General features: G+C 70.5%; 11 protein-coding genes. All 11 read right to left on the reverse strand.

Annotated features, from left to right (window positions below):
- Window positions 1-89: 89 nt before the first annotated feature.
- The 11 genes from ACFU5F_RS01735 to thrB all read right to left on the reverse strand — a co-directional run bounded on the left by ACFU5F_RS01735 (window position 90) and on the right by thrB (window position 13388).
- The gene (locus ACFU5F_RS01735; RefSeq protein ID WP_383880451.1) at window positions 90-1382 is read right to left on the reverse strand and encodes an MraY family glycosyltransferase; all 1293 of its coding nucleotides are present in this window, start codon (window positions 1380-1382) and stop codon (window positions 90-92) included.
- 129 nt (window positions 1383-1511) lie between these two features.
- Window positions 1512-2750: a serine hydroxymethyltransferase gene (gene glyA / locus ACFU5F_RS01740; protein ID WP_383881014.1), complete on the reverse strand. Its 1239-nt coding sequence runs from the start codon at window positions 2748-2750 to the stop codon at window positions 1512-1514.
- Between the two features lie 132 nt (window positions 2751-2882).
- Entirely contained in the window at window positions 2883-3554 is a 672-nt protein-coding gene (locus tag ACFU5F_RS01745; RefSeq protein ID WP_383880453.1) for a protein-tyrosine-phosphatase, read from the reverse strand.
- Entirely contained in the window at window positions 3551-4198 is a 648-nt protein-coding gene (locus tag ACFU5F_RS01750) for an L-threonylcarbamoyladenylate synthase (RefSeq protein ID WP_275456084.1), read from the reverse strand. The genes ACFU5F_RS01745 and ACFU5F_RS01750 overlap by 4 nt, the downstream gene beginning before the upstream one ends.
- A 71-nt stretch (window positions 4199-4269) precedes the next feature.
- Window positions 4270-5115 carry a peptide chain release factor N(5)-glutamine methyltransferase gene (gene prmC / locus ACFU5F_RS01755; protein WP_059083616.1) on the reverse strand — a complete coding sequence of 282 codons (846 nt, stop codon included), beginning with the start codon at window positions 5113-5115 and terminating at the stop codon, window positions 4270-4272.
- Window positions 5116-5154: 39 nt separating this feature from the next.
- A complete protein-coding gene (gene prfA / locus ACFU5F_RS01760) occupies window positions 5155-6231 on the reverse strand; it encodes a peptide chain release factor 1 (RefSeq protein ID WP_383880457.1) in 1077 nt (358 codons plus the stop codon).
- A gap of 138 nt (window positions 6232-6369) precedes the next feature.
- Window positions 6370-6588 carry a 50S ribosomal protein L31 gene (gene rpmE / locus ACFU5F_RS01765; protein ID WP_079311057.1) on the reverse strand — a complete coding sequence of 73 codons (219 nt, stop codon included), beginning with the start codon at window positions 6586-6588 and terminating at the stop codon, window positions 6370-6372.
- Between the two features lie 176 nt (window positions 6589-6764).
- Window positions 6765-7901 (reverse strand): LCP family protein, encoded by a 1137-nt coding sequence (locus ACFU5F_RS01770; protein ID WP_383880461.1) that lies wholly within the window; start codon window positions 7899-7901, stop codon window positions 6765-6767.
- 212 nt (window positions 7902-8113) lie between these two features.
- Entirely contained in the window at window positions 8114-9823 is a 1710-nt protein-coding gene (locus tag ACFU5F_RS01775; RefSeq protein ID WP_383881017.1) for a trypsin-like serine protease, read from the reverse strand.
- Between the two features lie 172 nt (window positions 9824-9995).
- Complete coding sequence (rho, locus tag ACFU5F_RS01780) at window positions 9996-12026, reverse strand: transcription termination factor Rho (RefSeq protein ID WP_383880463.1); 2031 nt, start codon at window positions 12024-12026, stop codon at window positions 9996-9998.
- Between the two features lie 408 nt (window positions 12027-12434).
- A complete protein-coding gene (gene thrB / locus ACFU5F_RS01785) occupies window positions 12435-13388 on the reverse strand; it encodes a homoserine kinase (protein ID WP_383880466.1) in 954 nt (317 codons plus the stop codon).
- Window positions 13389-13631 lie beyond the last annotated feature (243 nt).

Raw genomic sequence — 13631 nt, forward strand, 5'->3', positions numbered from 1 at the left:
GGCCGTGTGCGGGGCCCGCACACGGCCTCCGGCCGCTTCTCGAAGATCCCCGCTGCACCGCGACGGCGGTCGCGGCGGCCGGCCGCGTCTCAGCGGCGCGCACCCGCCGGGCTGGGTTCCGCTTCGTGCTCGTGGGTCCGGCCGCCGATCGCCGTCGCGCCGTTGAGGGACGGGGTCCAGTCCGCGGCCGGCTCCGGGGCGGTGGCCGGGACGACCGTGCGGCGGCGGTAGCGCGGCGGCACGATGCGTTGCGCCCAGCGCGGGGCGCGCGGGGTGAAGCGGGGCAGCAGCAGGAGGAAGAGACCCACTCCGCTGAGCATCGCGATGGCGAGGACGATCCACATGGACGCCGCGTTCACGGTGTACGCGAGGGTGCCGAAGGCGATGACCGCCGACCAGAAGTACATGATCAGCACGGCCCTGCTGTGCGAGTGCCCGACCTCCAGGAGCCGGTGGTGCAGATGCCCCCGGTCGGCGGCGAACGGCGACTGGCCGCGCCAGGTGCGGCGCACGATCGCGAGGATCAGGTCGGCCGCCGGGATCGCGATGATGGTCAGCGGCATCAGCAGCGGGATGTAGACCGGCACCATCGAGTAGACCGTGCTGCGCTCCGAGCCGTACAGGTTCATCACGTCCGGGTCCACCTGGCCGGTGACCGAGATCGCGCCGGCCGCCAGGACCAGGCCGATCATCATCGACCCCGAGTCGCCCATGAAGATCCGGGCGGGATGCATGTTGTGCGGCAGGAAGCCCAGGCACATGCCCATCAGGACCGCCGCGAAGAGGGTGGCGGGGGCCGCGGCCTCGATGCCGTAGCTGTACCAGAGGCGGTAGGCGTACATGAAGAACGCGGCGGAGGCGATGCAGACCATGCCGGCCGCGAGACCGTCGAGGCCGTCGACGAAGTTGACCGCGTTGATGGTGATGACGACCAGGGCGACCGTGAGCAGCGTGCCCTGCCACGGGGTCAGCGCGACGATGCCGACACCCGGGACCGGCAGCCAGAGGATCGTCAGGCCCTGCATGACCATCACGCCCGCGGCGATCATCTGGCCGCCGAGCTTGATCAGGGCGTCGATCTCGAACTTGTCGTCCAGGACGCCGATGAGCCAGATCAGCGCGGCCCCGGAGAGCAGCGCGCGCGGCTCGTTGGACTCGGCGAAGACCTCGCTGAGGTTGGTCAGATGGTCGGCGACCAGCAGACCGGCGCAGAGCCCGAAGAACATCGCGATACCGCCGAGGCGCGGTGTCGGCTCCCGGTGGACATCGCGCGCACGGATCTCCGGCATGGCTCCGGCCACGATCGCGAACTTCCGTACCGGCCCTGTCAGCAGGTACGTCACCGCGGCCGTGATGCAGAGCGTCAGGAGGTATTCACGCACGGGCTTCCCCACAGGTCTCGCTGGCCATCACAGCCCCACACCCTAGCGAGGCGCGCATAAGGTTGAGGACATCCGGGTAGCGACGATGGTTGCACGTGATGCTGTGCCTGGTGGTGCGTCTACCCCACCTCAGCGCGGATACGGCGGAAATCTTCCGGCCAGGTCCCGTACTTCTTCACGCGTCCGCTTGCCGTCGCCGCCCTCCCGCAGGGCCCCCGCGAACAGCACGGCGAGCCGGGCCATCTCCGTCTCGCCCATGCCCTGGGTGGTCAGCGCTGCCGTACCGAGCCGCAGGCCACGGGCGTCGCCGTGGGGCAGGGCGCAGCAGTCGAGGACCATCCCGGCGGCCGCGAGCCGGCCGCGGGCGGTGCGTCCGTCGACGCCGAGCGGCGCGGGATCGACGGTGAGCAGATGGGTGTCGGTACCGCCGGTGACGACCCCGAGCCCCTCCTCGGCCAGCCCCCGGGCCAGGACGCGGGCGTTGGCGACCACCTGATGGGCGTACGCGGTGAACGCCGGTGTCGCCGCCTCGCCGAACGCGACGGCCTTCGCGGCGATGGTGTGCATCTGCGCGCCGCCCTGTGTGAAGGGGAACACCGCCCGGTCCACGCGTTCGGCCAGTTCCTCCCCGCACAGCAGCATCCCGCCGCGCGGCCCGCGCAGCACCTTGTGCGTGGTGGCGCACACGATGTCGGCGTACGGCACCGGGCTGGGCGCCGCTCCCCCGGCGACCAGCCCGATCGGGTGGGCCGCGTCGGCGATGAGATAGGCGCCCACCTCGTCGGCGACCTCGCGGAAGAACGCGTAGTCGATGTGCCGGGGGTACGAGATCGACCCGCACACGACGGCCTTGGGGCGGTGCGTGCGCGCGAGGGTCCGCACCTGCTCGTGGTCGATGAGGCCGGAGTCGGCCTCGACCCCGTACCCGACGAAGTCGAACCAGCGGCCGGAGAAGTTCGCCGGCGACCCGTGGGTGAGGTGACCGCCGAAGTGCAGGCCCATCGCGAGCACGGTGTCACCGGGGCGCAGGAGGGCGGCGTACGCGGCGAGCACGGCCGAAGAACCCGAGTGGGACTGGACGTTGGCGTGCTCGGCCCCGAACAGCGACCTCGCCCGTTCCACGGCCAGTCGCTCGGCGACGTCGACCATCTCGCAGCCGCCGTGGTGCCGGGCCCCCGGATAGCCCTCCGCGTACTTGTTCGCGAGCGGCGACCCGAGGGCGGCCAGCACGGCCGGCGAGGTGAAGTTCTCCGCGGCGACGAGCTGCAGCGTCGTCGCCTGCCGATCCAGCTCACCGAGCAGGATGTCGGCCAGTGCGGGGTCCTGCCGCCGCAGGACATCGGCCTCTAGGACAGGGGTGACCGACATGATGGACTCCGGGGCGTCGACGGTGACGTAGCACCAATGTAGGCCCGGGACGCCCGGCATGCCCGATGTCGTGCCCGCGAACGGCCGCGGCAGCCGAGAGCGCCGGGGGCCGCGGCCCGGGCCCGGCGGCGGCTACGCCCTGGCCGGCACCCCCGTCAGCGCGGTCACCACGGGGTCCAGTGCCTGGTGTATCTCGTCGCCGACCGACCGGAAGAACGGGAGAGGGGCGCCGTACGGGTCGTAGACCTCGTCGGCCTCGGCCGTGGGGGCCAGAAGCCACCCGCGTAGAGCGGCGGCGGCGCGGACCAGCGCGCGTGCGCGGACGACCATGCCCTCCTCCAGGGAGGGCAGGGTGGCGGGGTCGATGGCGCGGACCAGGCGGGTGAACTCCTTCAGGGTGAAGGTGCGCAGCCCTGCCGAGTGACCCATGGAGATGACCTGGGCCCGGTGGTCCCGGGTGGCCGTCAGCACGAGGTCGGCGCGGATGACGTGCTCGTCGAGCAGCTCACGCCCGGTGAAGCCGGAGGCGTCCGCGCCGAAGTCCGCGAGGACCGCCTCCGCGTTCGCCTCCATGGGCGCCCCCTCGTGCCCCCAGGTCCCCGCGCTCTCGACGACCAGACCGCCCCACAGCGGGTCCCCGAGACGGTCCGCCAGGGCATGGCGGGTCAGCCGCTCGGTGATCGGCGAGCGGCACACGTTGCCTGTGCTGACGTGGAGGATGCGGAAGGTGTCCCGAGGCAGCCCCGTGAAGGTCCGCGTCTCTTCCCCGTCCCATATGCCACGCCCCGCGTCAGGGGCCGTCAATTCGCCACCTCGAGGTCGGGTACGACCTTGCGCAGCTCCTCCGCCGACAGGGCGCCCGCACGCAGCAGGACCGGTACCTTGCCCGTCACGTCGACGATGGAGGACGGCTCGTTGCCGGGGGTCGGGCCGCCGTCGAGGTAGACGGAGACGGAGTCGCCCAGCATCGCCTCGGCGGCGTCGCAGTTCTCCGGCGCCGGGTGCCCGGTCAGGTTCGCCGAGGAGACCGCCATGGGGCCGACCTCGGTCAGCAGCTCGATGGCGACCGGGTGCAGCGGCATGCGGACGGCGACGGTCCCGCGGGTGTCGCCGAGGTCCCACTGCAGCGACGGCTGGTGCTTGGCGACGAGGGTCAGCGCGCCCGGCCAGAAGGCGTCGACCAGCTCCCAGGCCATCTCGGAGAAGTCCGTGACGAGGCCGTGCAGGGTGTTCGGGGAGCCGATGAGCACGGGCGTGGGCATGCTGCGGCCCCGGCCCTTGGCCTCCAGGAGGTCGGCCACGGCCTCGGAGGTGAAGGCGTCCGCGCCGATGCCGTACACGGTGTCCGTCGGCAGCACCACGAGCTCGCCCCGGCGGACGGCGGACGCGGCCTCGCGCAGACCGGTGGCGCGGTCGGTCGCGTCGTTGGTGTCGTATCGCCGTGCCATCTAGCGGGCCTCCTCGTACACGTACTGCTGCTGGGGGGATTTCGTCGGGCGCGTGCGCGTGCTCGTGCTCATCAGGGCAGCGCCTTGCGGGCGGTCGCGAACCGCGGCCGGTTGTTGAGGTCCGGGTGGTCGGCCGCGTCGGCCCAGCCCCGCTCCTCGGTGAAGATCCAGGGCACCTGGCCGCCCTGCGTGTCGGCGTGCTCGATGACGACGACACCTCCGGGGCGCAGGAGCCGGTGCGCGGTGCGCTCCAGGCCGCGGATGAGTTCGAGGCCGTCCTCGCCCGAGAACAGGGCGAGTTCGGGATCGTAGTCGCGGGCCTCGGGCGCCACGTACTCCCACTCCGTGAGCGGGATGTACGGGGGGTTGGAGACGACCAGGTCGACCTGGCCGTCGAGGTCGCGGAAGGCGTCCAGGGCGTTGCCCTGGCGCAGGTCGACGCGGGAGCCCGCCATGTTCTTGCGGGTCCAGGTCAGGGCGTCCTCGGACAGCTCCACGGCGTGCACCCGCGAGCGCGGGACCTCCTGGGCGAGGGCGAGCGCGATGGCGCCGGAGCCGGTGCACAGGTCGACGATGAGCGGCTCGACGACGTCCATCGCGCGCACGGCGTCTATGGCCCAGCCGACCACCGACTCGGTCTCCGGCCGGGGCACGAACACCCCTGGCCCGACCTGCAGTTCGAGGTAGCGGAAGTAGGCGCGCCCGGTGATGTGCTGGAGCGGCTCACGCTGCTCGCGCCGGGCGATGACCTCCCAGTACCGGGCGTCGAAGTCGGAGTCCTTGACGGTGTGCAGCTCGCCCCGCTTCACGCCGTGCACGAACGCGGCGAGCTCCTCCGCGTCGTTGCGCGGCGAGGGCACGCCGGCGTCGGCCAGGCGCTGGGTGGCCTGGGCCACTTCCGCGAGCAGCAGGTTCACGCAAGTCCTCCGTCGTACTTCTTCGTGCTCGTGCGTGCCTTACGCGGCTGCCAGCTTCGCGGCCGAGTCCGCGTCGACGCAGGCCTGGATCACCGCGTCGAGTTCGCCGTCCAGGACCTGGTCCAGGTTGTACGACTTGAATCCGACCCGGTGGTCCGAGATGCGGTTCTCCGGGAAGTTGTACGTGCGGATCTTCTCGGAGCGGTCGACGGTGCGGACCTGGCTGCGGCGGGCGTCGGCGGCTTCCTTCTCCGCCTCCTCCTGTGCCGCGGCGAGCAGCCTGGAGCGCAGGATACGCATCGCCTGCTCCTTGTTCTGCAGCTGGCTCTTCTCGTTCTGGCAGGAGGCGACGACTCCGGTGGGGATGTGCGTGATGCGCACGGCGGAGTCGGTGGTGTTGACGGACTGCCCGCCGGGCCCGGAGGAGCGGTAGACGTCGATCCGCAGGTCGTTCGCGTTGATCTCGACGTCGACCTCCTCGGCCTCGGGGGTGACGAGCACGCCGGCCGCCGAGGTGTGGATACGGCCCTGCGACTCGGTCGCGGGCACCCGCTGCACGCGGTGCACCCCGCCCTCGTACTTCAGCCGGGCCCAGACGCCCTGGCCGGGCTCGGTGGCGCCCTGGCCGCCCTTGGTCTTCACGGCGACCTGGACGTCCTTGTAGCCGCCCAGCTCGGACTCGGTGGAGTCGATGATCTCGGTCTTCCAGCCGACGCGCTCGGCGTACCGCAGGTACATGCGCAGGAGGTCACCGGCGAAGAGGGCGGACTCGTCGCCGCCCGCGCCTGCCTTGATCTCCAGGATGACGTCCTTGTCGTCGCTGGGGTCGCGCGGGACGAGGAGCAGCCGCAGCTTCTCCGTCAGTTCCTCGCGCTGCTTCTCCAGCTCCTTGACCTCGGCGATGAAGTCCGGGTCGTCCGCGGCGAACTCGCGGGCCGTGTCGATGTCGTCGCCGGTCTGCTTCCAGGTGCGGTACGTGCCGACGATCGGGGTCAGCTCCGCGTAGCGCTTGTTCAGCTTGCGCGCGTTGGCCTGGTCCGCGTGGACCGACGGGTCGGCGAGCTTCTTCTCCAGGTCGGCGTGTTCCCCGACCAGTTCCTCGACCGCCTCGAACATCTCTCCGGCTCCCTGTACGAACGTTGTGAGTGGGCCGGTCCCGGGGGCGTCGCCCCCGGGCCGTGCCTGTGCGCTGCACCGCAAAGCGCCGGTCCCGATGCCCCCGGAGGGGCACCGCGGACCGGCGCTGGGGGCTCGCTACTTCTTAGCGGCAGCCTTGCCGAAGCGGGCCTCGAAGCGGGCCACGCGGCCACCGGTGTCGAGGATCTTCTGCTTGCCCGTGTAGAACGGGTGGCACTCGGAGCAGACCTCGGCACGGATGGTGCCGCTCTCGATCGTGCTACGGGTGGTGAACGACGCGCCACAGGTGCAGCTGACCTGCGTCTCGACGTACTCGGGGTGGATGTCGCGCTTCAAGGTGTCTCCTAGGTTCGGGAGGGCGCCGGGTCGCAGCCGCGGGATGCGGGAGCGTGAACCGGAGCCGACGTACCAGTCTGCCAGCACTGGTGCCATCTCCCCAAACCAGGGGGTGGGCTCAGGTATTCCCCGCCGCCGCCTTCCCGCTGTGCGGCCGCCCCGGTTCCCCGCGCCGCTCAGGTGCCGGCGCTCACGACGCCCTCGGCGCTTCCCGTGGCCGTGCCCTTCGTCGCCGACCTCGGGATCGGCCTGTCGGCCCTCAGCGCCGCCCAGACCTGCTTCGACTTCGCCTCGTCCACCAGCACGCGGTTGAGGTCCGCTGGGTCGTACTGGACCGGCATGGTCACCATGGTCATGTTCTTGGCGCCGATGCCCTTGAGGCCGCTCGCGAAGGACGCGAGGTCGTTGACGGTCTTCAGGTCGGAGTCGGTGGTGATGGCGTCGGTGGCGGAGACGGCGAGGTCGTAGGCCTTCTTGGGGTTGCTCAGGACGCCGACGTCCTTGACCTGCTCGATGAGGGCCTTGATGAACGCCTGCTGCAGCTGGATGCGCCCGAGGTCCGACCCGTCGCCGACGCCGTGCCGGGTGCGGACGAGCCCCAGCGCCTGCTTGCCGGTGAGCGTGTGCTCCCCCGCCTTCAGGTTCAGGTGGCTGTCCGGGTCCTTGATGTCCTTGGTCGTGGTGATGTCGACCCCGCCGAGGACGTTGATCAGCTTCTCGAAGCCCTGGAAGTCGACCTCGATGTAGTGGTCCATGCGGATGCCGGTCATGGACTCGACCGTCTTCACCGCGCACGCCGCGCCCCCCGTGGAGTACGCGGAGTTGAACATCGCGTCCGAGGCCGCCGGATGCGTCGTGCCCTTGGCGTCGGTGCACTCCGGCCGCTCGACGAGGGTGTCCCGGGGTATGGAGACCACGCTGGCCCGCTTGTGGCCCTCGTAGACGTGCACGACCATCGCGGTGTCGGAGCGGGCGCTGCCGTCGTCGACACCGCCGCCGAGCTTCTTGTTGCTGCCCGAGCGGGTGTCGGAGCCGAGGACGAGGATGTCCTGCGAGCCGTTGTCGGCGTCGAGGGGCCGGTCGGTGCCGAGGGCCTGGTTGATGTCGACGCTCTTGATGTTGCTGTTGAGCCTGAAGTACAGGTACCCGATGCCCGTGCCGCCCAGCACGAGCACCCCCGCGGCCGTCCACAGGACGGCGACCGCCGCTCTGCTGTGCCCGCCGCGTGTCCTGCGGCGGCGGCCCCTGCTCGCCCGGTGGCGCGGGCCGGTGGTGCCCGGGTTGCCGGTCTGCGGCGTGTTCTCGGCGGACATCTGCTCCTCGGTTCTCTTTCCGGTCGGTTACCCCCTGCGCTCAGGCCCAGGCCTGTCGGGACGGATGTGGCCATACCGCTCCATGGTCACCCCGTTCGGTCAGACGGAGTAATCCGGGAAAGGGTTGCACAACGAACGGTGCCCATCGCGTAAAGCGCGATGGGCACCGTGTGTGACGAGTGAGCCCGGCGGGGCCGGGCTCACCTGGTGTTTCAGCCGAGCAGGTCGTACTGGGCGTAGCTGCTGCCGACCGAGCCTCGTGTGCCGAAGATCTCGCTCGTGGCCTTGCCGGTGCCCTTGTAGAGGTACATCGTGCCGGCCGGCGTACGGGCCAGGAGGTCCGCCCTGCCGTCGCCGCTCACGTCACCGGGGGTGATGAGCGTGTTGTAGGAGCTCCAGTCCGAGCGGACCTTGATCTTGGTGGCGAAGGCGCCCGTGCCGGACTTGCCGGTGCCCTTGTAGAGGTAGATGTTCGAGCCGGTCTTGGTGCGCGCGATCAGGTCGGCCTTGCCGTCACCGGTGAAGTCGCCGTGACCGAGCACCGCGTTGTACGTGTTCCAGCCCGTGCTGACCTTGACGCGGGTACCGAAGGAACCGGTGCCCTTGCCGGGGTAGATCCACAGGGAGCCCGCGGAGTCGACCGAGAGCAGGTCGGGCAGGGCGTCACCGGTGACGTCACCGGGGGTGATGATCCGGGTGCGGGTCTTCCAGTTGTCGAAGATCTGCGTGGTCGTCCAGGTCTTGGACGAGGGCACGTACCGCCGCCAGAAGACGTCACCGTCGGAGGAGCGGCGCAGGACGAAGTCCTGGTAGCCGTCCCGGTTCAGGTCGGTCTGCTGGACGAGGTTGTAGCCGGTCCAGCTGCCGTTGGCGCTCAGGGACTTGCGGTCGCCCAGCTTGGAGCCCGTGGAGGCGCGGACGTAGCCCGTGCCGGTCTCCTTGTTCCGCAGGAAGACGTCGGCCTTGCCGTCACGGGTGATGGCGGCGTCGTCGACGCGCGGGTAGGTCGCGCCGACGTACTTGCTGACCTTGGCGAAGACCGGGTAGGCGCCCTTTTCGACGCAGTCGACGACGCCCCACGAGACGACGCCGACAACCTTGTTGTTCACGACGAGCGGGCCACCGGAGTCACCGTTGCAGGTGGCGGTGGTCGTGGCGTCGGTGCCGCCGGCAGGCTTGCCCGCGCAGACCATGTGGCCCTTGATGAAGTAGCTGCCCCACGTGTTCCCGCAGGTGGTGTCGCTGACGATCGGCAGCGTGGCCGTCTTCAGCGTCTGCGAGATGTCGTCGGTCTTGGAGCTGGTGCGGCCCCAGCCGTAGGCCTTGGCCGAGGTGCCCGCCTTGTACGACGCGGTGTCGTCCGACGTCGTCATCTTGATCGGCTTGGCCTTGACCGGCGCCGACAGCGTCAGGACGGCGACGTCGTTGTCGATCGCGACCTCGTCCCACGAGGAGTGGTTCCACTGGCGCGACAGCGTGCTCTGGGTGCCGCCGTGGTAGTCGACGTGGTCGAGGGTGCCGTCCTCGTTGTAGACGGCCGTGGGCAGCTGGTCGGTGCCGGTGATGATCTCGCCGTACTCGACCCAGTTGTAGTAGTCCTTGTCGACGCAGTGCGCGGCGGTGAGGATCTTCGTCGGCGAGACGACCGTGCCGCCGCAGAAGAAGCCGAGGTCCTGGGTCGGGTCGTAGTACCAGAGCTGCGCCATCCACGGCGCCGAGCCGATCGTGGTGGTCGAGCCGCCGATGATCTGGGCGGACTGCTCCAGGCCGCCGTCGGAGCTCGCGCTCGACGACGGCTGCCGCTCCGGAAGGTTCGCGTTCGCGGAGTCGTCCGCGGCCATGGCCTTGGCGATCCGCACGTCCAGTGCGTCGGGCGTCGTGCCGGTGTCGGCGGAGACACCGCTCGCCGACGTCAGCAGCAACGCCCCCGCTATCGCGGCGGCAATGGCTCCGGACAAGGGTCTAGCCACTCGATTCCCCCCTGGGAGTGCAACGGTTGTTCAGAGCATGAAGACAGTGATCGTACACGTGTCCCACATAAAAAACCGGGGCCACCCTCACATGGAGGATGGCCCCGGCGTTGCGCCTCGCCGACTAGTCGCCGTTACCGGGCATCGGCGTCGTCTTCTGGATCTGCAGCAGGAACTCGCCGTTCGACTTCGTCTGCTTCATCTTGTCGAGGAGCAGCTCGATCGCCTGCTGGGAGTCGAGCGCGTGCAACACCCGGCGCAGCTTCCAGGTGATGGCGAGCTCGTCGCTGCCGAGCAGGATCTCTTCCTTACGGGTACCGGACGCGTCCACGTCCACCGCCGGGAAGATGCGCTTGTCGGCGAGCTTCCGGTCGAGCTTCAACTCGGCGTTGCCCGTGCCCTTGAACTCCTCGAAGATCACCTCGTCCATGCGGGACCCGGTGTCCACCAGCGCGGTGGCGAGGATGGTCAGCGAACCGCCGTCCTCGATGTTGCGCGCCGCACCGAAGAAGCGCTTCGGCGGGTACAGGGCGGTCGAGTCGACACCACCGGACAGGATGCGGCCGGAGGCGGGCGCGGCGAGGTTGTACGCACGGCCCAGACGCGTGATCGAGTCGAGCAGCACGACGACGTCGTGGCCCAGCTCGACGAGCCGCTTGGCGCGCTCGATGGCGAGCTCGGCGACCGTGGTGTGGTCCTCGGCGGGGCGGTCGAAGGTCGAGGAGATGACCTCGCCCTTCACCGACCGCTGCATGTCGGTGACCTCTTCCGGACGCTCGTCGACGAGGACGACCATCAGGTGGCACTCGGGGTTGTTGTGCGTGATCGCGTTGGCGATCGCCTGCATGATCATGGTCTTGCCGGTCTTCGGCGGGGCCACGATCAGACCGCGCTGGCCCTTACCGATGGGCGCGACGAGGTCGATGATGCGGGTGGTGAGCACCCCCGGGTCGGTCTCCAGACGGAGCCGGTCCTGCGGGTAGAGCGGCGTCAGCTTGTTGAACTCCGGGCGGCCACGGCCGTGTTCGGGCGCCATGCCGTTGGTGGAGTCCAGCCGGACCAGCGCGTTGAACTTCTCGCGGCGCTCGCCGTCCTTGGGCTGGCGGACCGCGCCGGTGACGTGGTCACCCTTGCGCAGGCCGTTCTTGCGGACCTGGGCGAGCGACACGTACACGTCGTTCGGTCCCGGCAGGTAGCCCGACGTACGGATGAAGGCGTAGTTGTCGAGGATGTCCAGGATGCCCGCGACGGGGATCAGGACGTCGTCGTCGGCGAGCTGCGGCTCGGGAGTGCCGATCTCGTCACGGCCGCGACGGCCACGACGGTCCCGGTAGCGGCCGCGACGGCCACGGCGTCCGCCGTCGAAGTCGTCGTCGTCCTGCGGGCCGTTGTCACGCTGACGGTCCTGGCGGCCGCCGCCCTGCTGCTGGCCCTGCTGCTGGCCGCGGTCACGCTGCTGCTGACCGCCGCCCTGCTGCTCGTCGCCCTTGCCCCGACGGCCGCGTTCGCCACGCTCGGTGCGGTCCGTGCGGTCGGTGCGCTCACCGCGGTCACGGCCGCGGTCACGGCGGCCCTGACGGCCCTCGCCCTGGTCACCGGCGTCGGCCTTGGCCTCGGCCTGGGCCGGCGTCTCGGCCTTGGGCTCGCTCTTGGCCTCGGCGGTGACCGTCTCGGGGCTGCCCGCGTCGGCGGTGGCACGGCGCCGACGGCGCTCGGTGGGCGCCTCGTCGCCACCGGCCGGCTGGCCGGGGATCTCGATCTGCTGCTGGGCCACGGCCTTCTCGGCCTTCTCGGCGGGCGCCTCGGCCTTCTTGGCGGGCGCCTTCTCGGCCGGGGCCGCGTCGTCGCCCGTGCGCGCCTTGGAGGTGGCACGGCGCTTCGGCTTGGTCTCGGTGGCCGCCTCGGCCTTGGCCGGGGCGCCCCCTCCCGCCTGCGCGTCCTTGATGACCTCGATCAGCTGGCTCTTGCGCATCCGCGCGGTGCCCCTGATGCCGAGGCCGGATGCGACCTGCTGCAGCTCGGCCAGCACCATGCCCTCTAGGCCGGTGCCGCGGCGCCGCCGGGAGCCGGCACCGCTGGCAGGCGCGGCGTCCGTGGCGGGCGCGGCAGCGGTGTCCTCGACACGTGCGCCCATCAGATCGGTGGTGTCGCTCACGAAGGGTCCTTCCCTGGAGCGGACGTCGGCCTTCTGGCTCGGCGACCGTTTGTGCTGTCCGGCTTCGGCCCTGTTCGGGTGGACCGTGCCGGGGCGGTGGTCCGCCAAAGGCGGCGGAGGAGATTTCTGATGATTCGGCGCTTTCCGGGCCGTGGCACTGAGTGTCTGTGTCACGCGGCTCGGCAATGCGCCGGTTCCGGAGCCTGCTCGGCAGACCGCTCAGTGCCTGCGTACGGCGTGGAGCTTGACGTACGAAGCACAGTGCGGCTTGGGAGACTCTCGGAAGAAAGGTTGTCCCTGACGGGGACGATAAGCACCTCGCCATGGCTGGGGCAGGTGCAGACTTGAGGTTAACACTACCGGATCCAACAAACATTCCCCCTCTCGAAATCCCGCAACCGGACTCCGCTATTCCTCGGCGCTGGCGGCGCCGGGTCCGGTGACGGTGGTGGTGAGCGGCAGGACGCACGCCCCTCGGGCGTCGAGGTCCAGCCGGTTGGCGGCCCAGCCCGCTCCCGCGAGATCGGCCACCTTGTCGGCGCTCGCGTCGTCGGCCAGGGCCAGGACGGTGGGTCCGGCGCCGGAGATGACCGCGGGGATGCCGTCGGCCCGCAGCCGCTCGACCAGGGCCGTGCTCTCCGGCATGGCGGGCGCCCGGTACTCCTGGTGCAGCCGGTCCTCGGTGGCGGGCAGCAGCAGCTCGGGGCGCCTGGTCAGGGCTTCCACGAGGAGGGCCGCCCGGCCCGCGTTGGTCGCTGCATCGACGTGCGGGACGGTGCGCGGGAGCAGTCCGCGCGCCGTCTCCGTCAGCACGGGCTTCCCGGGCACGAAAACCACCGGAACGATGGAATCCGCCGGCTCCATCCTGATCGCCCGCGCGGCGCCGCCCTCCATCCAGGAGAGCGTGAAGCCGCCGAGGAGGCAGGCCGCCACGTTGTCGGGGTGGCCCTCGATCTCCGTGGCCAGTTCGAGCAGCGCGGCGTCGTCCAGCCGGTTGTCGCCGCCTATGGTCACGGCGCGGGCGGCCACGATGCCGGCGCAGATGGCGGCGGAGGAGGAGCCGAGGCCGCGGCCGTGCGGGATGCGGTTGGCGCACACGATCTCCAGGCCCCGGGGCTGTCCGCCCAGCAGGTCGAAGGCGGTGCGCAGGGAACGCACGAGCAGGTGCCGCTCGTCGCGCGGGAGCGTCTCGCTGCCCTCCCCCGCGATGTCGACGTGCAGGCCGGAGTCGGCCACCCGGACGACCACGTCGTCGTAGAGCCCCAGCGACAGGCCGAGGGCGTCGAAGCCCGGGCCGAGGTTGGCGCTGGTGGCGGGGACGCGCACCCGTACGGCGGCGGCGCGGAACGCTGGACCGGCCATCGCTCGATGACTCTCCTTGAACTGCGGGATTGACGATTGTCGAATGACATTCGATGCGTACGTGAGGACCCTGCGGCCGTTCAGGACGGCACGGCGCCGCACCCCAGAGGGGCATATGCGGCGGGCGGGTTCACTACAGCCTATCGAAGGAAGGTTCTGTGGCGACATAGGGCGCACAAGAGGCGCACGATGCGTGTCGTAAGCCCCCTGTGCACCCCCTGTCGGGTCCTGTCAGGGTTATCC

Source organism: Streptomyces sp. NPDC057438 (genome assembly GCF_042802995.1).
Lineage (GTDB): Bacteria > Actinomycetota > Actinomycetes > Streptomycetales > Streptomycetaceae > Streptomyces.